Genomic DNA, 16,960 nt, shown 5'->3' with positions numbered 1-16,960 from the left:
ATCATTGCAAAAACCTGTGCGATGCGGAACCACTTGGCGCCTGGCGTGCTCCATGCAGCCATGCGCCGTTTGTTTGCCTGTCTTGCCGTCTCTCTGCTGGTGCTGCGCATGCTCCTGGGCGCCGATGTGGCAATGGCGGCCGGTGAGCGTTGCGACCAAGCGGCAGTCGCCGCCGTGTCCCCGCACTGCGCCCATGGTGGAGCGGTATCCGTTCTGAGCAATGCCTGCACGGACTGCGCGGTCTGCCACGCGGTAGCGCTGCCTTTGTCCGTCGAGAAAGTGCCCGCGCGTTCGGGCGCTCGATTGCCGGCTGTGCAGGCCGATGGGGCTTTTGCCAGTGCGCCCGTGGCGATGGCCCTCAAACCGCCCATTGCGCACCGCATCGGCTGAGCCGAAACTTCGCATTCCGGTGGTCGCACCGGCTGTGGTCGGATGTTTCGGCGATTCACCGGTTTCCCTCGATTTCAGCCGTGCCCGTGGCTGCCCATGGGCAGCAGCGCGGCGTCTCGCCCAAACTTCAGCATGCAAGGAATTTTCATGTCCCAGATCTTTTCAACCGTATCCGCGTTTCTGCCTTCGGCGACCGGCACCCTTCCTACCAAGGCACCCCCAATGCCACGCCGGCACCTGTTGGCTGCATGTGGCCTTCTCGGCGCGGCCATCGTGGCCCCGCGATTGGCACGCGCCGCCACCGACCCCTTGGCCGTCGAGGTCTGGAAAGACCCCAGTTGCGGCTGCTGCAAGGATTGGGTCGCCCACATGCAGGACAACGGCTTTTCCGTCACCGTGCACGAGAGCGGCAACAACGCCGTGCGCACCCGGCTGGGCCTGCCGCAAAAGCTCGGCTCGTGCCACACGGCACTGGTCGGCGGCTACCTTCTGGAAGGCCATGTGCCTGCGGGCGATGTGCGCAAGCTGCTGGCGCAAAAACCCAAGGCCTTGGGGCTGGCCGTGCCGGGGATGCCGGTGGGATCGCCCGGCATGGATGGCGCGGTCTACGGCGGCCGGCGCGACCCGTACGACGTGCTGCTGGTGGCCCGCGATGGCGGTACCCGCGTGTTCAGCAGCTACCGCTGAGAGAAAAAGAGCCCGGCGGCCGCAAAGTCGGCCCCGGGCTTGTCAGCTTGCCTCGGCCCTGGATTTGAGCAAGGCGTACAGCTCATCTTTGAGTTGCAGCTTCTGCTTCTTGAGCACTTCAATCTCCAGATCGGCCGAAGGGCCGGTTTCGGCCACCAACTGCGCAATTTTCTCGTCCAGATGGTTGTGCTTGTCGAACAGGCGGGTGAAGTGGTGGTCGGTGTTTTTGAGTCGGGTGATCAGGTCGCGGTATTCAGGGAACATCGTTGCTCTTTCCTTCGACGGGTTGCCCGGGGAGTTCGGGAAGTGCCTTGCCCAAGCCCACTATAAACCGCTGCGTGCTTTTTCCGGGGCGGCGGCTCATTCGTCGAGTGACGCGCTCCAGCGGCTGCCCCAGTCGCGCGCCTTGTCGATGTCCCGGCGGTCGCGTTTGGTCGGGCGGCCTTCGTGCAGCGCCGCAGCGGGCTCCGGTGCCAGGCGCTGGCGCTCGGCTGCCGCTGCGCGCGCCGCCAGGCTCTCGGGGGTTTCTTCGTACAGCAACTGCGCCACGGGCGCTGGCCCGCGCACGTGGCTTACGCCGCGGACCACGACGGTGCGCGGCATCTGGCCCTGGCGCAAGTCCACCGTGTCACCGGGCCGCAGCTCGCGCGAAGCCTTGGTCACGGCGCCATTGACGCGCACGCGCCCTTTGGCAATTTCCTCGGCGGCGAGGCTGCGCGTCTTGAAAAAGCGCGCGCACCACAGCCATTTGTCGATGCGCACGGTCTGGGCGTTGTCCATAGCGCGCATTTTGCTTTGTTGAGCGCGGTGGTGCCCGGCAAGTGATGCCTTAGACGGAAAAATAATAAAAATGGCCTCTAGCGCTTAATCAATAAGCGTTAATGGCTATCAAAACAATAGTTTTTCCGGGCCCTTGCTACCGGGCGTTACCATCCGCCCATGGATGCGCTTGCCCCCGACACCCCCGCGCTGCCGCTCGATGCCCAAGGCATTCTCGAACTGGCGGCGCGCTCGATGTTCCATTTGTTCTCCAGCGTCAGCCAGGGCATGTTCCTGGTGGATTTGCGCGGGCGCATCGTCTGGGTGAACGAGGGCTACCAGCGGTTTTTGCCAGAGCTCGGGCTGACCCATGTGGACCAGTTCCTGGGGCGCATGGTCGAAGACGTCATCCCCAACACCCAGATGCGCCGCGTGCTGGAGACGGGCGAGGCGGTGTTGATCGACCTGCTCACCAACCGCGCCGGCACCTTTGTGGTCAGCCGCATTCCGCTGCGCGGCGACGACGACCGTGTGATTGGCGCCATTGGCATCGTGCTGTTCGACCACCCCGAGACCACGCTCCAGCCGCTGATCAGCAAGTTTGCTTTGCTGCAGCGCGACCTGGACGACGCACGGCGCGAGCTGGCCGAGCAGCGCGGGCGCCAGTTGCGCGCCGGCAGCGGCGATGGCACGCGCCGCGCCCGCCATACCTTTGCCAGCTTTGTCGGCTCCAGCCCGGCTGCGGCAGAAGTCAAGCGCCAGGCACGGCGCGCGGCCCAGTCCACCAGCCCGGTGCTGCTGCTGGGCGAGACCGGTACCGGCAAGGAGCTGCTGGCGCACGCCATACACGCCGCATCCAGCCGTGCGACCGGGCCGTTTGTCAGCGTGAACATTGCCGCCGTGCCCGACACGCTGCTGGAGGCCGAATTCTTCGGCGTGGCGCCCGGCGCCTACACCGGCGCGGACCGCAAGGCACGCGACGGCAAGTTCAAGCTGGCCGATGGCGGCACGCTGTTTCTCGACGAGATCGGCGACATGCCGCAAAACCTGCAGGCCAAGCTCTTGCGTGCGCTGCAGGAGGGCGAGATCGAGCCGCTGGGCTCCAACCAGCTGGTGCCGTTTGACGTGCGCGTGGTGGCCGCCACTTCGCGTGACCTGGGCGCGCTGGTGCGGGACGGCAAGTTCCGCGAAGACCTGTACTACCGCCTGCACGTGCTGCCGCTGCGCGTGCCGCCGCTGCGCGAGCGGCGCAGCGACATTCCCGCGCTGCTGGAAGTGCTGGGCGAAGACATGGCGCTGAGGAACGGCACCGCCACGCCGGAGCTGCGCCCCGACGCGCTGGCGCTGCTCATGGGCCAGCCCTGGCGCGGCAACATTCGCGAGCTGCGCAATGTCCTGGAGCAGGCCGCCATGCGCAGCGATTCGGACAGCATTGATGCCGAACAGCTCACCCGCATCCTGCGCGAGACCGGCGTCGAGCCCGCTGCCCCGGTGCCGGAACCTGCGCCGCAAGAGGGCGAGGGCGCCTGGTTGCGCCCCCTGGCCGAGCAGGTCGCCGAGGTGGAGCGGCGCGCCATTGCGGCTGCGCTTGCGGCATCGGGCGGCAACAAGCTGGCGGCAGCGCGGCGGCTGGGAATTTCGCGCGCCACGCTGTACGGGCGCCTGGAAAACCCTGAGCTAAATTCAGGCAATTGACTGGAAAACAGACATTTCGATTGTCTGAATATTGAACATATCGCAGGGTGAGGCGCCAGGTAACCTTTGTGAATCAATGCCTTGCAGTCTGGCACGCTATGTGCACAGAATGCAGGCATCATTACAGGAGGCATTCCATGCAACGTCGCTCTCTCGTCGCGCTCGCGGCCCTCGCCGCCACGGTATCCGTATCCGCCTTTGCGGCCGATGAAATCCGCATCGCCCACGTTTACAGCAAGACGGGCCCGCTCGAAGCCTACGGCAAGCAGACCCAGACGGGCCTGATGATGGGCCTGGAATACGCCACGGGCGGCACCATGATGGTGGCAGGCAAGAAAATTGTGCTGATGGAGCGCGACGACCAGGGCAAGCCAGACCTGGGCAAGAGCCTGCTGGCCGCCGCCTATGCAGACGACAAGGCCGACATCGCCGTAGGGCCCACCTCGTCGGGCGTCGCGCTGGCCATGCTGCCCGTCGCTGAGGAATACAGGAAGATTTTGCTGGTCGAGCCCGCCGTGGCCGATTCGATCACTGGTGACAAGTGGAACAAATACATCTTCCGCACCGGCCGCAACTCCAGCCAGGATGCCATCAGCAACGCCGTGGCGATGGACAAGGACGGCGTCACCGTGGCCACGCTGGCGCAGGACTACGCGTTTGGTCGCGATGGTGTCAAGGCTTTCAAGGCCAACCTCAAGCACGCCAAGATCGGGCACGAGGAATACCTGCCGCAGACCACCACCGACTTCACGGCCGGTATTCAGCGCATTGTGGACGCCCTGAAAGACAAGCCAGGCCGCAAAGCCATTGAGGTGATCTGGGCCGGTGGTACGCCGCCCTTCAACGCCTTGGCCGCGCAAGACCTGAAGAAGCGCTACGGTATTGAGGTGTTCACGGGCGGCAACATTCTGCCGGCCATGGCGAGCTACAAGAACTTCCCCGGCATGGAAGGCGCCACCTACTACTACTTCGGTATTCCCAAGAACGCCGTGAACGATGCGCTGGTGGCTGCGCACTACAAGGAATTCAAGACCCCGCCAGACTTCTTCACCGCCGGTGGTTTCTCGGCCGCCATGGCGCTGGTGACGGCGCTCAGGAAGACCAACGGCGACACTGCTACGCCCAAGCTCATCAAGACCATGGAAGGCATGAGCTTTGACACGCCCAAGGGCAAGATGACCTTCCGCAAGGAAGACCACCAGGCGATGCAAAGCATGTACCACTTCAAGATCAAGAACGACCCGGCCTTCGCCTGGGGCGTGCCGGAGCTGGTGCACGAGATCAAGCCGGAAGAGATGGATATTCCGATCCGAAACCAGCGGTAATTCGGTCGCCGCCGCCTGTCAGGGCGGCGGTATTGGGCGTCTAGAGCGCTTTCATTTCTATAGCAACAAGCGCTTATTCAGTAAGCGATAGAGCCACTTTTTGCCTAAATTTCAGCGCCATGCTTGAAACCCGAGACCTGACCATCCGCTTCGGCGGCCACGTGGCCGTCAATGCGGTGAGCTGCGCCTTTGCGCCCGGCACGCTGACGGCCATCGTCGGCCCGAACGGCGCCGGTAAGACGACCTATTTCAACCTGATCTCGGGCCAGCTCAAGGCGTCCAAGGGGCAGGTGTTGCTGGGCGGGCGCGAACTCTCGGGTTTGTCGGTGCCCGAGCGCGCGCGGGCCGGCCTGGGCCGGGCATTCCAGCTGACCAACCTGTTCCCGCAACTGACGGTGCAGGAAAACGTGCGCCTGGCGGTACAGGCGACCCACCAGGGCAAGCACCGGCGCGGACTGAACCTCTGGAGCATCTGGAGCGACCATGCCGGCTTGATTGCGCAAGCCGACGCCATCCTTGCCAGCGTGGCGCTGCAGGAGCGCGCCGACACCCCCGTGGCCAGCCTGCCGCATGGCGACCAGCGCAAGCTCGAAGTGGCGCTGTTGATGGCGCTGGACCCGCAGGTCTACATGTTTGACGAACCCACCGCCGGCATGAGCCACGACGAGGCGCCGGTGATCCTGAACCTGATTCGCGAACTGAAGAAGGACCCGACCAAGATCATCCTGCTGGTGGAGCACAAGATGGACGTCGTGCGCGAGCTGGCCGACCGCATCATCGTGCTCACCAACGGCACGCTGGTGGCAGATGGCGCCCCCGCCGAGGTGATTGCCTCGCCTGTGGTGCAAGAGGCCTATCTGGGTGTGGTGCAGACCGATGGGCAAGAGGTGGCCGCATGAGCGCTGCAACGACCCCCAGCGCCGCGCCGCTGCTCGAACTCTCAGGCGTGCACACGCACATTGCGGCGTACCACATCCTGCATGGCGTCCATCTCGTGGTGCCGCGCGGCGAGGTCACCATGCTGCTCGGGCGCAATGGCGCCGGCAAGACGACGACGCTGCGCACCATCATGGGCCTGTGGCGCGCCTCGCAGGGCACGGTGAAGTTCGCCGGCCAAGACATCACGCGCCTGGCCACACCGCAGATTGCTGGCCTGGGCATCGCCTACGTGCCCGAAAACATGGGCATCTTTGCCGACCTGACGGTGAAGGACAACATGGTGCTCGCGGCACGCGGCGCACGCACCGCTGCGCAGATCGACGCCGAGCGCCTGGCCTGGATTTTCCAGCTGTTTCCCGCGGTGGAGAAGTTCTGGAACCACCCGGCCGGCAAGCTCTCGGGTGGGCAGAAACAGATGCTGGCGGTGGCGCGCGCCATCGTCGAGCCGCGCGAGCTGCTCATCGTGGACGAGCCCAGCAAAGGTCTGGCGCCGGCCATCATCAACAACATGATCGACGCGTTCGACCAGCTCAAGCGCCGCGGTGTGACCATCCTGCTGGTCGAGCAGAACATCAACTTCGCCAAACGCCTGGGCGACAGCGTGGCGGTCATGGACAACGGCGTCGTCGTGCACGCTGGCCGCATGGCGGCGCTGGCGCAGGACGAGGCGCTGCAGCGCTCGCTGCTGGGGTTGGCGCTATGAATTTGAAGTATTTTTGGCAAAACCCCAAGCCCACGCCTCTAGCGCTTATTGCACCTGCGCAACCAGCTATGAAATCAATAGTAAAGCGTTCATTCGCCGGAGGTGCAGCATGAACTGGCGTGAACTCGACTGGAAGCCGCTCGCCCTGGTGCCCGTGCTGGCGCTGGCGGTGCTGCCGTTTATCGGCTCGCCCTCCACCTGGCTCACGCTCACCGTGGCAGGCCTGGCGATGGGCATGATCATCTTCATCATCGCGTCGGGCCTGACGCTGGTCTTCGGCCTGATGGATGTGCTCAACTTCGGCCATGGCGTGTTCATTGCGCTGGGCGCCTTCGTCGCCGTCAGCGTGCTGGGCAGCATGGGCGACTGGAACGGCTCGCAGGACCTGTGGCGCAACCTGGTGGCCGTGATTCCCGCCATGCTGATCGCCATGCTGGTGGCGGGCGCTGTCGGCCTGGCGTTCGAGCGCTTCATCGTGCGGCCGGTGTACGGCCAGCACTTGAAGCAGATCCTCATCACCATGGGCGGGATGATCATCGGTGAAGAAATCATCAAGATGGTCTGGGGCCCGGCGCAGATTCCGCTGCCACTGCCGGCAGGCATGCAAGGCTCGCTTTTCATCGGCGACGCTGCCATCGAGAAATACCGGCTGATTGCCGTGGTCGTCGGTCTGCTGGTCTTCGGCGCCCTGGCCTGGACTTTGGCGCGTACCAAGGTGGGCCTCTTGATCCGCGCGGGCGTGCAAGACCGCGAGATGGTCGAGTCGCTCGGCTACCGCATCCGGCGCCTGTTTATTGGTGTGTTTGTCGCCGGCAGCGCGCTTGCGGGCCTGGGCGGCGTGATGTGGGGCCTGTACCAGCAGAGCGTGATTCCGCAGATGGGCGCGCAGGTCAACGTGCTGATTTTCATCGTCATCATCATCGGCGGGCTGGGCAGCACGGGCGGTGCGCTGATTGGTGCGCTGCTGGTCGGGCTGATGGCGAATTACACCGGCTTCCTTGTGCCGAAGGTGGCGCTGTTTTCGAACATTGCGCTGATGGTGGCCATCCTGCTCTGGCGGCCCCAGGGCGTGTATCCGGTGACGAACCGTTGAACCGGAGCCCAGCCATGTTGAACCGAATCCTCTCCGGCGACTACCCGCGCAGCCGCGTGCTGACCGTGGTGCTGGTCGCGATCTTTATGGGCTTGGCGTTTGCGCCCTTCCTGTTCCCCGGCGTCAAAGCGCTGTCGGTCGCGGCCAAGGTGCTGGTCTTTGTCGTGCTGGTGGCCAGCTTCGATTTGCTGCTGGGCTACACCGGCATCGTGAGCTTTGCGCACACCATGTTCTTTGGTATCGGTGCCTACGGCGTGGCGGTGGCCAGCACGCGCATGGGCGCCGGCTGGGCGGCACTGGCGGTGGGCATCCTGGGGGCGTTGGTGCTGTCCTTCGTGCTGGCGCTCGCCGTTGGCTTGTTCTCGCTGCGGGTGCGCGCCATCTTCTTTGCCATGATCACGCTGGCCGTGGCGGCAGCGTTCCAGACGCTGGCGTCGCAGCTTTTCGAGATTACCGGCGGCGAGGATGGCCTGACCTTCCGCCTGCCAGAGCTGCTCTCGCCCAGCCACGAGTTTGCCGAAGACCCGTTCCTGGGCGTGTCGCTTGACGGGCGGCTGCTGACGTATTACCTGCTGTTCGTCACGGCAGTGGTCCTGGTGCTGGCGCTGCTGCGCATCGTCAACTCGCCCTTTGGCCGCGTGCTCCAAGCCATTCGCGAAAACGAGTTCCGCGCCGAAGCCATTGGTTACCGCGTGGTGGTGTACCGCACGCTCTCGTCCGTGCTGTCTGCGTTGTTTGCCTGCCTGGCCGGCGCCATGCTGGCGATCTGGCTGCGCTACAACGGGCCGGACACCTCGCTGTCGTTTGAAATCATGATCGATGTGCTGCTGATCGTCGTCATCGGCGGCATGGGCACCATTTACGGCGCCGCCATCGGTGCCGTGCTGTTCCTCGTCGCCCAGAGCTACCTGCAGGACTTGCTGCGCCTGGGCCACGAGGCCGCGAGCGGCCTGCCCTGGCTGGCTGTCTTGCTCTCGCCTGACCGCTGGCTGCTTTGGCTGGGCGTGCTGTTCGTGCTCTCGGTTTATTACTTTCCCACCGGTGTCGTCGGCCGCCTGCGCGCCAGCGCGGCAGGGCGCAGCGGTGCCTGATTTCTGTTCTTCGCGTTCCACCAAAAAACCACCAGGAGACAAGCGCATGAAGATATTGACCCACCCTTTGGTCCCCACCTTGCTCGCAGCGGCCGCACTGGCTGCCTGTGGCGGTGGCAGCACGGTCGCCACCAACACCAAGCCGGATTTCCTCGGTGCCGTGCGCGCCACGGCGTACGACGGTACGGCGGACGACCTGCTCACCGCGGGCCTGGGCGCCACTGGCCTGGCTGCTGCCGCGCCGCCCGCCTACGCCAACCCGCTGGCACCCACTGCCGCCGAGCTGCGCCGTGCGGCCATCTACACCAACTACCGCGCCATGCTCGACATGACGGCCAGCGGTGGTTATGGCCGTTTCTACGGCCCGAACGTGGATGCTCAGGGCAATGTCACGGCAAGTGAGGGCAAGATTGCAGGCACTGAATACCTGGCGTTTTCCGATGACGGAAGTGGCCGCAAGAACGTCACGCTGATGGTGCAATTGCCCGCCAGCTTCGATACGAAGAAGCCTTGCATCATCACCGCCACGGCGTCGGGCTCGCGCGGGGTGTACGGCGCGATTTCCACCGGCGAGTGGGGCCTCAAGCACGGCTGCGCGGTGGCCTATTCCGACAAAGGCACGGGCGGTGCGCCGCACGATCTGCAAAACGATACGGTGCCGCTGATCGACGGCACGCGCACTTCGGCTGCCGCTGCCGGCAAGGATGCGGCTTTCAACGCTGGCCTCACGGCGAGCGAGCTTGCCGCGTTCAATGCCGCCACGCCAAACCGCTTTGCCTTCAAACACGCGCACTCGGGCCAGAACGCCGAGCGCGACTGGGGCCGCAGCACGCTGCAGGCCGTGGAGTTTGCCTTCTGGGTGATCAATGAGCGCTATGGTGAGGTGCAGGGCGGTGAGCACGTCAAAACCTTTACACCCAAGAACACGATCTCGATTGCATCGAGCATCTCCAACGGCGGCGGCGCGGCCATTGCTGCCGCTGAGCAGGACAGCGAAGGCCTGATCAGTGGCGTCGCCGTGTCCGAGCCCGCAGTGGAAATGCCCGCCAACTCCGGTGTGCGCGTCGAGCGCGGGGGGGTGGTGGTCACGACCAGCGGCAAGCCGCTGATCGACTTCACCACCGTGGCCAACCTGTACCAGTCCTGCGCGGCGCTCGCGCCGTCGATTGCCTCCACCCCTTACGCGGCGGGCTTTGCCGCAGGCTTTGCCAATCCGGCGCTGCCCATTGCCCCCAATCGCTGCAGTGCGCTGGCCGCCCATGGCTTGCTCACTGCGACTACCACCGCAGCCCAGGCCGAAGAGGCGTTGCAGAAGCTGCGCGACTACGGCTGGGAAGGCGAATCGGACGCCTTGCACGCCTCGCTCGCCGCGTTTGAGGTGGCACCGGCAGTGGCCGTCACCTTTGCCAACAGCCTCTCGCGCGCCAGTGTGCAGGACAACCTGTGTGGCTTCAGCTTTGCCGCCACCACGGCCGCTGGCGGCGTGACACCGCTGGCCCCTGCTGCGCTCGCGGGCATGTTCGCCACCGGCAACGGCGTGCCGCCGACCAGCGGTGTGCAGCTTGTTAACAACCTGGGCAAGTTCGGGCCGGCGCGCGATTTCCTCTCGTTCTCGGCTGCCGGTGTGCCCGACTGGAACACCAATGGCGCTCTGTGCCTGCGCAACCTGGTCATAGGCTCTGACGCCGCTGCCAGGAAGCTGCAGGCCGGCCTGGACGAAACCCGGCGCAACGGCAACCTGCATGGCAAACCGACCCTCATCGTCCATGGCCGCTCCGATGCATTGCTGCCGGTGAACCACACCTCGCGCCCGTACGCTGCGCTCAACCGCAAGGTCGAAGGCGCGGCCAGCCAGCTCGCCTACATCGAGGTGGCCAACGCCCAGCACTTTGACAGCTTCATCGGCCTGCCGGCGGTGCTGCCAGGGTACGACAGCCGCTACATCCCGCTGCACATCTATCTCAACCGCGCGCTCGACGCGATGTACGCGCACCTGAGCACGGGCGCGGCGTTGCCAGCCAGCCAGGTGGTACGCACCGTGCCGCGTGGTGGTGCACCGGGCAGCGCGCCGGCACTCACCGATGCCAACCTGCCGCCGATCGCCAGCGTGCCGGTGGCCGCCGATGCCATCGTACTGACCCCTGGTGTGATCTCGGTACCCGAGTAAATGCCCTTGCTGCGCGGTGCACCGCCGGTTGTGCAGGCCCCCACTTTGAAGGAGATCGTCATGGCACACACGCTGCCGAAACATGGCCGCACAGCGCTGCGCACCGTACTGGGCGCCGGGCTCACCGCTCTGGCGCTGCTTGGGTCTGGCGCTGTGGCGGCGGCGGAAATCGTCATTGGCCAGGTCGCCCCGCTGACCGGCGTGCTGGCCAGCAGTGGCGAGCAAATGGAGCTGGGTGGCAAGATTTATTTCGATGCCGTCAATGCCCAGGGCGGCGTGCACGGCGCCACCCTGCACCAACTGGTGGTGGACGACGGCTACGAGGTGGACAAGACGGTGGCGCGCACGCGTGAGTTGCTGGCGCGGCCCGATGTGGTCGCGCTGTTTGGCTTTGCCGGCACGGCCAATATCACGCAACTGCTCAAGGACGGCGTGCTGGCCGAAGGCGGCGCGGCCTTGGTGGCACCCTACACCGGCGGTGAATCGCTGCGCACGCCGTTCAACCCCTGGATCTTCCACGTGCGCGCCGGGTATGTGGATGAGGCCGAGCACATGGTGCAGCAGCTCACCACGCTGGGGATGAACCGCATTGCCGTGATGTACCAGGACGACGGCTTTGGCCAATCGGGCCTGGAGGGCGTGGAGGCCGCACTGGCGCGGCGCAAGCTCAAGCTGGTGGCAGCGGCGAGCTACCCGCGCAATACCGACGATGTGGCCGCCGCCGTCAAGACCATCACTGCCGCCAACCCGCACGCAGTGATCATGGTTGCCGTCAACAAGCCTGCCGCGGCATTCATCAAGCAGTACCGGGAGGTGGGCGGCGGGGCGCAGCTCTACAACATCTCGGTGGTCAATCCGGCCGAAATCGTGCGCCTGGCGGGCCTTGCCAATGCCCACGGGCTGGGTATCAGCCAGGTCGTACCTTTCCCCTACCAGCCCAGGCTCCCGGTCGTGCGCGAATACCAGCAACTGCTGGCGAAGTACGCCCCCGGCGCCGAAGTGAACTACACCAGTTTCGAGGAATTCCTGGGGGCCAAGGTGCTGGTGGAAGCGCTGCGCCGCGCCGGGCCCGCGCCCACGCGCGCGGGCGTGATCAAGGCGCTCGAATCCCTGGAGAAATTCGACTTGGGCGGCCTGGTGATCAGCTACTCGCCCACCAACCGGATCGGCTCGCGCAGTGTCGAGGTGACGGTGATCGGCAGCACCGGCCGGCTCATGAAATAGGCCATCTTCAAGGATTCAACATGCAACCGCGCTCACGCTACGCCACCTGTGCTGGCTATGAAATTCACTACATGGAATGGGGCGAGCGCGACGCGCCTGTGGTCGTGGCCTGGCACGGCCTGGCGCGTACCGGGCGCGACATGGACCCGCTCGCCGCGCACCTGGCGAGCCGCTACCGCGTGATCTGCCCCGACACCCTCGGGCGGGGCCTGAGCCAGTGGAGCCGCCAGCCCGATGTGGACTACACGCTGCGCTTCTACGCGCGCCTGGCGGCGGACCTGTTTGCACAGTTGGGCATCGAGCAGGCGCATTGGATAGGCACCTCCATGGGGGGGGCCATCGGCACCGTGTGCGCCAGCGGTCTGTTCGAGCCGGCCCTCAAGGGCGCGATTCGCAGCCTGCTGCTCAACGACAACGCCCCGGAGCTTGCCGCCCCGGCGCTGGAGCGCATCAAGGCCTATGCGGGCAGCCCTCCGGCCTTTGCCACTGTGGCGGAGCTGGAGGCCTTTTTTCGCCAAGTGTATGCACCCTACGGCTGGTTGCCCGATGCCCAGTGGCGCTTGCTGACCGAGAGCTCGGTGCGCCGCCTTCCGGACGGCCGCGTCACGCCGCACTACGATCCGGCGATGGTGCGGCAATTCACGCAGCACGCAAACGACTACCTGATCTGGAAGCACTACGACGCGCTCGATCTCCCGGTGCTGTGCCTGCGCGGAGCCGACTCGGATTTGGTGCTGCCCGCCACCACGGCCGCGATGCGCTCGCGCGGCCCCGGCGTGCGCGGCCAGTTGGAGGTGGTCGAGGTGCCTGGGTGCGGGCACGCCCCGGCGCTCAATGTGGCCGACCAGTGGGCCTTGGTGGATGCGTTTCTGGCGCGGGCGCAGGGATAGCGCCCGGCCTTGGCCCGCGCCGCGGGCAGCGCGGCTTCAGCCCGCCAGCGCGGCCTTCACGGCGGCCGATACCTGGCCCATGTCGGCTTTGCCGGCCAGGCGGGTCTTGACCACGCCCATGACCTTGCCCATATCGCCCTGGCCCTTGGCGCCCAGCTCGATGACGATGGCCTGCACGGCCACGGCGGTCTCTTCGGCCGACATGCGCTGGGGAAGGTAGCCCTGCAGCACGGCCATCTCGGCTTTTTCCTTGTCGGCCAGGTCCTGCCGGTTCGCACCCTCGAAGGCGGTGATGCTGTCCTTGCGCTGCTTGACGAGCTTGTCGACGATGGCCACCACCGCGGCGTCGTCCAGCACCACGCGCTCATCGACTTCCTTCTGCTTGCACGCGGCCAGCAGCAGGCGGATGGTGCCCAGGCGCTCGCTGTCCTTGGCGCGCATGGCGGTCTTCATGTCTTCGGTGATCTGGTCCTTAAGGCTCATGGCGATTACTTTCTTATGGGGGTGGGGTCTGCCAAAAGACGCTCTGGCGTCGTTGCCGCACCTTGTCGTAGCGATGCTACTGCCTGCGGCGCTGCGCCTAGCCAGAACGCCTTTTGGCAGACCCTGGAACGGGGAAAACTCGATCTGGTGTGGTTGATGGACCAACCCCGAGCGCCTTTTGGCAAACCCTGAAACGGAAAAACCCGCGCTGGGCGTCCCTGGCGCGGGTTCTTGCAATCTGGAAGAAGCTTCCGATCGGCAGATCAGTACATCTTCTTGGGCAGCTGCATGCTGCGCACGCGCTTGTAGTGGCGCTTGACGGCGGCCGCCTTCTTGCGCTTGCGCTCGGCGGTGGGTTTTTCGTAGAACTCGCGGGCGCGCAGGTCGGTCAGCAGGCCGAGCTTTTCGATGGTGCGCTTGAAGCGGCGCAGCGCTACGTCAAAGGGTTCGTTCTCTTTTACACGGACGGTTGTCATCAGCTAATGTTTCCAATTTTTGGTGCTCCCAGAGGGTGCGCGGGAGATCGGGCCCGGGCGCCATGTGAAGCGGTTTCCCCGTCTGTAACTAGTATTGGCCGACGGGGTATTGCCAGCAAAGCCAAGCATTATAGCGAGTCGCAGTGGTGCATGCGCGAATCTTCCGGTGCCTCGGCGCGCTCGTTCAGTCCGTAATCGCGCAGCACCTGCGCCACGCGCAGGCGGTAGTCGGCAAACACCCCCGAGCGGCCCGCTGCCTGCGCCTTGCGATGTGCGGGCAGGGCACGCCAGCCGCTCACCGCCGCTTCGTCGCGCCAGAACGAAAGCGAAAGCATTTTGCCGGGCTGGCTCAGGCTCTCAAAGCGCTCCACCGAAATGAAGCCGTCCATGGATTCGAGCGTGGCGCGAAGCGCGGCGGCAGTGTCCAGATAGGCCTGGCGCCCCGCAGCGCTGGGCAGGACTTCGAAGATCACGGCAATCATGGCGTGGCGCCCTCGGCCAGTGCGGCGCGGCCCAGGGTGCCGTCGACCACCTCGGTGAAGCGGCGCTCCTCGCGCAGGATGAAGCGCTGGCGCTGCGCGCGCTCGAAGTTGGCGCGGCCTTCGGGGTCGGCGCGCAAACGCGCGCGGTAGGCTTCGTACGCCGCCAGGCTGTCAAAGGCGATCAGCCCCCAGGCTTCGTAGTTGCTGCCTTCGCAGGGCAGAAAATAGCCCAGCAAATGCCCGCCGCAGCGCGGAATGATGCGGCCCCAGTGCTCGGCGTACTCGCGGAAGGCGCCGATCTGGAACGGGTCGAGCTCGTAGCGAATGAAACAGGTGATGGTCATGGGGTGTGCTCCGGGGGGCGGCGTGGGAAACAAGCCTCGATGTTGCGGGGCCGGATTGGCGCCACGCTTCGCTGCAGAGCGAAGCGTGCCGCCGCCGCTTGCCGCACACTGCCACCATGAACACCAACCGCATCGCCCATGTCGCCGCACTGGTCGGCGAGCCGGCGCGCACCGCCATGCTGATGGCGCTGATGGATGGGCGTGCGCTCACCGCCAGGGAGTTGGCGGATGCCGCGCACATCACCCCGGCCACCGCCAGCCGCCACCTGGGCTTGCTCGTCGAGGCGGCCTTGCTGCAGGTGCAGCAGCAGGGTCGGCACCGCTACCACCGCCTGGCCTCTGCCGAAGTGGCGCAGATGCTGGAAGGCCTCATGCAACTGGCCGCCCCGCAGGCAACGCGCCGCGTGGCCACAGGCCCGGCGGACGCTGCGCTGCGCACCGCGCGCAGTTGCTACGACCACCTGGCCGGGCGCCTGGGTGTCGCCATCGCCAGCCATTTGCAGGAGCTGGGGGCGGTGCAGTTCGATGCCGAGGCCGCGTCGGCGCAGGTGACGCCCCGTGTGGAAGCGGCGCTGCGCCCCCTCGGCATTGCTGCCGATGCGCTGACAGGGCAGGGCGGTCACCGGCCCGCGTGCCGCCCCTGCCTCGATTGGAGCGAGCGGCGCATGCACCTGGCGGGCCGTATGGGCTCGCTGATCTGCCGCCACGCCCTGGACAGTGGCTGGTTGCTGCGCGGCGCTGGTACGCGCGCACTGGCCATCACCCCCGCCGGTGCCGTCGCCCTGCGCGACTGGCTGGGCCTGGCGCGCTGGCGTGAGGTGGCGGGCGATTGACGCCTGTTCAGCGCCCGGGCAGCGCCTGCGCGCAGGCCGCCGCGCTGGCCCAGGCCCACTGAAAGTTGTAGCCGCCCAGCCAACCGGTGACGTCCACCACTTCGCCAATGAAGTACAGCCCCGGCTGCGCCTTGCACTCCATGGTTTGCTGCGACAGCGCACTGGTGTCGACGCCGCCCAGCGTGACCTCGGCTTTTTTGTAGCCCTCGCTGCCTGTGGGAACCAATTCCCACCGTGCGAGCTGCTGTGCCAGGCGCGCCAGGGCCTTGTCGGGCACCTCGGCCATGGGGCGCTGCCAATCGCTGCTTTGTGCCACCCAGGCGTCGGCAAGCCGGCTGGGCACCCATTGGGCCAGTTCGTTGGCCAGCAATTTGCGTGAGCGCAGCTTGGCATCGGCGAGGGCTGCAGGCAGGTCGATGCCCGGCGCCAGATTGATGGACAGCGGTGTACCAGGGTTCCAGTAGCTGGAGATCTGCAACACCGCCGGGCCCGAGAGGCCGCGGTGGGTGAACAGCAGGTCTTCCTGGAAAGTCATGCGATCTTTCTTGGCCCCCGTGCTGATCTCTACGGGCAAAGCCAGGCCAGAGAGCTGCGCATACGGCGCCCAGGCAGCGCCATCGAAAGTCAGTGGCACCAGGCCCGGCCGGCGCTCGATGAGCGGCAGGCCGAACTGCTGCGCCAGGCGGTAGCCGAAATCGGTGGCGCCGATCTTGGGGATGGACAGACCGCCCGTAGCCACCACCAGACTGCGCGCACTCACGGGGCCGCGATCGGTATCTATTTGATAGCTGCCAGCGCTAGTCCCATCTGCGCTAGAGGCCGAAAAGACTATATTTTTAACGCTGCAGGGCTGCCAGTGCGTCACGCTGCCCGCAGCACATTCGGCCAGCAGCATGGCGATGATGTCTTCGGCCGAGTGGTCGGCAAAGAGCTGGCCCTTGTGTTTCTCGTGCCAGGCAATGCCGTGGCGCTCCAGCAGCGCAACGAAGTCCTGCGGCGTGTAGCGTGACAGCGCCGAGCGGCAGAACTGCGGGTTCTGGCCGACGAAGTGCTTGTGCGGCGCGCGCGGGTTGAGATCGCGATTCGTGAAGTTGCAGCGCCCGCCGCCCGAGATGCGGATTTTTTCGGCCACCTTGTCGGCGTGGTCGATGAGCAGCACGCGCAGCCCGCGCTGGCCGGCCTGGCCGGCGCAGAACAGGCCGGCGGCGCCAGCGCCGATCACGACGGCGTCAAATATTTCCATGAAAAGAGGGCGCCAGCGCTTGTTCTGTAAGCGCTAGATGCTACGAAAAAGAAAGCTTAAAAGCTGGCGCAGGTCCCTTCCATTTTTGAATCAATCGAGTACGCGAAGGTGAAGCGCAGACAGTACAGGCGTACGG

19 protein-coding genes are annotated in these 16,960 nt (G+C 65.7%); 12 read left to right on the top strand and 7 right to left on the bottom strand.

The features are described from left to right. Positions 1–60 precede the first annotated feature (60 nt). Positions 61–390 (top strand): hypothetical protein, encoded by a 330-nt coding sequence (locus AC07ZH_RS18110; RefSeq protein WP_495200796.1) that lies wholly within the window; start codon positions 61–63, stop codon positions 388–390. Positions 391–612: 222 nt separating this feature from the next. Then, positions 613–1,077, top strand: a complete 465-nt coding sequence (locus tag AC07ZH_RS18105; protein WP_119108134.1) for a DUF411 domain-containing protein — start codon at positions 613–615, stop codon at positions 1,075–1,077. A 42-nt stretch (positions 1,078–1,119) separates the two neighbouring features. On the opposite strand, the gene AC07ZH_RS18100 is transcribed toward AC07ZH_RS18105, so the two are convergent. Next, a complete protein-coding gene (locus AC07ZH_RS18100) occupies positions 1,120–1,341 on the bottom strand; it encodes an HP1242/YdcH family protein (RefSeq protein ID WP_119108133.1) in 222 nt (73 codons plus the stop codon). Between the two features lie 96 nt (positions 1,342–1,437). Continuing rightward, positions 1,438–1,857: an RNA-binding S4 domain-containing protein gene (locus AC07ZH_RS18095; protein WP_495200795.1), complete on the bottom strand. Its 420-nt coding sequence runs from the start codon at positions 1,855–1,857 to the stop codon at positions 1,438–1,440. A 159-nt stretch (positions 1,858–2,016) separates the two neighbouring features. On the opposite strand from AC07ZH_RS18095, the gene AC07ZH_RS18090 reads away from it, so the two are divergent. From AC07ZH_RS18090 to AC07ZH_RS18050, 9 genes are all read left to right on the top strand, one after another. Continuing rightward, entirely contained in the window at positions 2,017–3,531 is a 1,515-nt protein-coding gene (locus AC07ZH_RS18090) for a sigma-54 interaction domain-containing protein (RefSeq protein WP_495200794.1), read from the top strand. A 137-nt stretch (positions 3,532–3,668) separates the two neighbouring features. Continuing rightward, positions 3,669–4,856, top strand: coding sequence for a substrate-binding domain-containing protein (locus tag AC07ZH_RS18085; protein WP_495200793.1), 1,188 nt, complete (start codon positions 3,669–3,671; stop codon positions 4,854–4,856). Positions 4,857–4,975: 119 nt separating this feature from the next. Next, the gene (locus AC07ZH_RS18080) at positions 4,976–5,755 is read left to right on the top strand and encodes an ABC transporter ATP-binding protein (protein ID WP_495200792.1); all 780 of its coding nucleotides are present in this window, start codon (positions 4,976–4,978) and stop codon (positions 5,753–5,755) included. Then, positions 5,752–6,498 carry an ABC transporter ATP-binding protein gene (locus AC07ZH_RS18075; protein ID WP_495200791.1) on the top strand — a complete coding sequence of 249 codons (747 nt, stop codon included), beginning with the start codon at positions 5,752–5,754 and terminating at the stop codon, positions 6,496–6,498. Before AC07ZH_RS18080 ends, AC07ZH_RS18075 begins: the two co-directional genes overlap by 4 nt. A gap of 109 nt (positions 6,499–6,607) precedes the next feature. After that, positions 6,608–7,591, top strand: a complete 984-nt coding sequence (locus AC07ZH_RS18070; protein ID WP_495200790.1) for a branched-chain amino acid ABC transporter permease — start codon at positions 6,608–6,610, stop codon at positions 7,589–7,591. Positions 7,592–7,605: 14 nt separating this feature from the next. Beyond that, the gene (locus AC07ZH_RS18065) at positions 7,606–8,682 is read left to right on the top strand and encodes a branched-chain amino acid ABC transporter permease (RefSeq protein WP_495200789.1); all 1,077 of its coding nucleotides are present in this window, start codon (positions 7,606–7,608) and stop codon (positions 8,680–8,682) included. A gap of 46 nt (positions 8,683–8,728) precedes the next feature. Further along, positions 8,729–10,849 (top strand): 3-hydroxybutyrate oligomer hydrolase family protein, encoded by a 2,121-nt coding sequence (locus AC07ZH_RS18060; RefSeq protein ID WP_495200788.1) that lies wholly within the window; start codon positions 8,729–8,731, stop codon positions 10,847–10,849. A gap of 60 nt (positions 10,850–10,909) precedes the next feature. After that, positions 10,910–12,073 carry an ABC transporter substrate-binding protein gene (locus AC07ZH_RS18055; protein ID WP_495200787.1) on the top strand — a complete coding sequence of 388 codons (1,164 nt, stop codon included), beginning with the start codon at positions 10,910–10,912 and terminating at the stop codon, positions 12,071–12,073. A gap of 20 nt (positions 12,074–12,093) precedes the next feature. Then, positions 12,094–12,963 (top strand): alpha/beta fold hydrolase, encoded by an 870-nt coding sequence (locus tag AC07ZH_RS18050; RefSeq protein WP_495200786.1) that lies wholly within the window; start codon positions 12,094–12,096, stop codon positions 12,961–12,963. Positions 12,964–12,999: 36 nt separating this feature from the next. Here AC07ZH_RS18050 and AC07ZH_RS18045 read toward each other — a convergent pair whose 3' ends face one another. The 4 genes from AC07ZH_RS18045 to AC07ZH_RS18030 all read right to left on the bottom strand — a co-directional run bounded on the left by AC07ZH_RS18045 (position 13,000) and on the right by AC07ZH_RS18030 (position 14,748). Beyond that, the gene (locus AC07ZH_RS18045; protein WP_119108124.1) at positions 13,000–13,446 is read right to left on the bottom strand and encodes a GatB/YqeY domain-containing protein; all 447 of its coding nucleotides are present in this window, start codon (positions 13,444–13,446) and stop codon (positions 13,000–13,002) included. A gap of 263 nt (positions 13,447–13,709) precedes the next feature. Continuing rightward, the gene (gene rpsU, locus AC07ZH_RS18040) at positions 13,710–13,922 is read right to left on the bottom strand and encodes a 30S ribosomal protein S21 (RefSeq protein WP_106447058.1); all 213 of its coding nucleotides are present in this window, start codon (positions 13,920–13,922) and stop codon (positions 13,710–13,712) included. Between the two features lie 128 nt (positions 13,923–14,050). Continuing rightward, positions 14,051–14,404, bottom strand: a complete 354-nt coding sequence (locus AC07ZH_RS18035) for an antibiotic biosynthesis monooxygenase family protein (protein ID WP_495200785.1) — start codon at positions 14,402–14,404, stop codon at positions 14,051–14,053. Then, entirely contained in the window at positions 14,401–14,748 is a 348-nt protein-coding gene (locus AC07ZH_RS18030; protein WP_495200784.1) for an NIPSNAP family protein, read from the bottom strand. Before AC07ZH_RS18030 ends, AC07ZH_RS18035 begins: the two co-directional genes overlap by 4 nt. 116 nt (positions 14,749–14,864) lie before the next feature. Between AC07ZH_RS18030 and AC07ZH_RS18025 the strand changes: the two genes are divergently transcribed. Beyond that, positions 14,865–15,581: an ArsR/SmtB family transcription factor gene (locus AC07ZH_RS18025; RefSeq protein ID WP_495200783.1), complete on the top strand. Its 717-nt coding sequence runs from the start codon at positions 14,865–14,867 to the stop codon at positions 15,579–15,581. Between the two features lie 7 nt (positions 15,582–15,588). Here the strand turns inward: AC07ZH_RS18025 and AC07ZH_RS18020 are convergent, their stop codons facing one another. After that, a complete protein-coding gene (locus AC07ZH_RS18020) occupies positions 15,589–16,824 on the bottom strand; it encodes a BaiN/RdsA family NAD(P)/FAD-dependent oxidoreductase (protein ID WP_495200782.1) in 1,236 nt (411 codons plus the stop codon). Between the last annotated feature and the right edge of the window lie 136 nt (positions 16,825–16,960).

Source organism: Simplicispira sp. GW247-4R2A (assembly GCF_059424465.1).
The sequence above is the reverse complement of the archived record's forward strand: the minus strand, read 5'-3'. Positions and strand labels throughout refer to the sequence as shown.

What these genes read in the sequence shown, in the direction of transcription:
- AC07ZH_RS18110 (WP_495200796.1), top strand. Translation starts at nt 61, where the DNA reads ATGCGCCGTTTGTTTGCCTGTCTTGCCGTCTCTCTGCTGGTGCTGCGC.
- AC07ZH_RS18105 (WP_119108134.1), top strand. Translation starts at nt 613, where the DNA reads ATGCCACGCCGGCACCTGTTGGCTGCATGTGGCCTTCTCGGCGCGGCC.
- AC07ZH_RS18100 (WP_119108133.1), bottom strand. Translation starts at nt 1,341, where the DNA reads ATGTTCCCTGAATACCGCGACCTGATCACCCGACTCAAAAACACCGAC.
- AC07ZH_RS18095 (WP_495200795.1), bottom strand. Translation starts at nt 1,857, where the DNA reads ATGGACAACGCCCAGACCGTGCGCATCGACAAATGGCTGTGGTGCGCG.
- AC07ZH_RS18090 (WP_495200794.1), top strand. Translation starts at nt 2,017, where the DNA reads ATGGATGCGCTTGCCCCCGACACCCCCGCGCTGCCGCTCGATGCCCAA.
- AC07ZH_RS18085 (WP_495200793.1), top strand. Translation starts at nt 3,669, where the DNA reads ATGCAACGTCGCTCTCTCGTCGCGCTCGCGGCCCTCGCCGCCACGGTA.
- AC07ZH_RS18080 (WP_495200792.1), top strand. Translation starts at nt 4,976, where the DNA reads ATGCTTGAAACCCGAGACCTGACCATCCGCTTCGGCGGCCACGTGGCC.
- AC07ZH_RS18075 (WP_495200791.1), top strand. Translation starts at nt 5,752, where the DNA reads ATGAGCGCTGCAACGACCCCCAGCGCCGCGCCGCTGCTCGAACTCTCA.
- AC07ZH_RS18070 (WP_495200790.1), top strand. Translation starts at nt 6,608, where the DNA reads ATGAACTGGCGTGAACTCGACTGGAAGCCGCTCGCCCTGGTGCCCGTG.
- AC07ZH_RS18065 (WP_495200789.1), top strand. Translation starts at nt 7,606, where the DNA reads ATGTTGAACCGAATCCTCTCCGGCGACTACCCGCGCAGCCGCGTGCTG.
- AC07ZH_RS18060 (WP_495200788.1), top strand. Translation starts at nt 8,729, where the DNA reads ATGAAGATATTGACCCACCCTTTGGTCCCCACCTTGCTCGCAGCGGCC.
- AC07ZH_RS18055 (WP_495200787.1), top strand. Translation starts at nt 10,910, where the DNA reads ATGGCACACACGCTGCCGAAACATGGCCGCACAGCGCTGCGCACCGTA.
- AC07ZH_RS18050 (WP_495200786.1), top strand. Translation starts at nt 12,094, where the DNA reads ATGCAACCGCGCTCACGCTACGCCACCTGTGCTGGCTATGAAATTCAC.
- AC07ZH_RS18045 (WP_119108124.1), bottom strand. Translation starts at nt 13,446, where the DNA reads ATGAGCCTTAAGGACCAGATCACCGAAGACATGAAGACCGCCATGCGC.
- rpsU (WP_106447058.1), bottom strand. Translation starts at nt 13,922, where the DNA reads ATGACAACCGTCCGTGTAAAAGAGAACGAACCCTTTGACGTAGCGCTG.
- AC07ZH_RS18035 (WP_495200785.1), bottom strand. Translation starts at nt 14,404, where the DNA reads ATGATTGCCGTGATCTTCGAAGTCCTGCCCAGCGCTGCGGGGCGCCAG.
- AC07ZH_RS18030 (WP_495200784.1), bottom strand. Translation starts at nt 14,748, where the DNA reads ATGACCATCACCTGTTTCATTCGCTACGAGCTCGACCCGTTCCAGATC.
- AC07ZH_RS18025 (WP_495200783.1), top strand. Translation starts at nt 14,865, where the DNA reads ATGAACACCAACCGCATCGCCCATGTCGCCGCACTGGTCGGCGAGCCG.
- AC07ZH_RS18020 (WP_495200782.1), bottom strand. Translation starts at nt 16,824, where the DNA reads ATGGAAATATTTGACGCCGTCGTGATCGGCGCTGGCGCCGCCGGCCTG.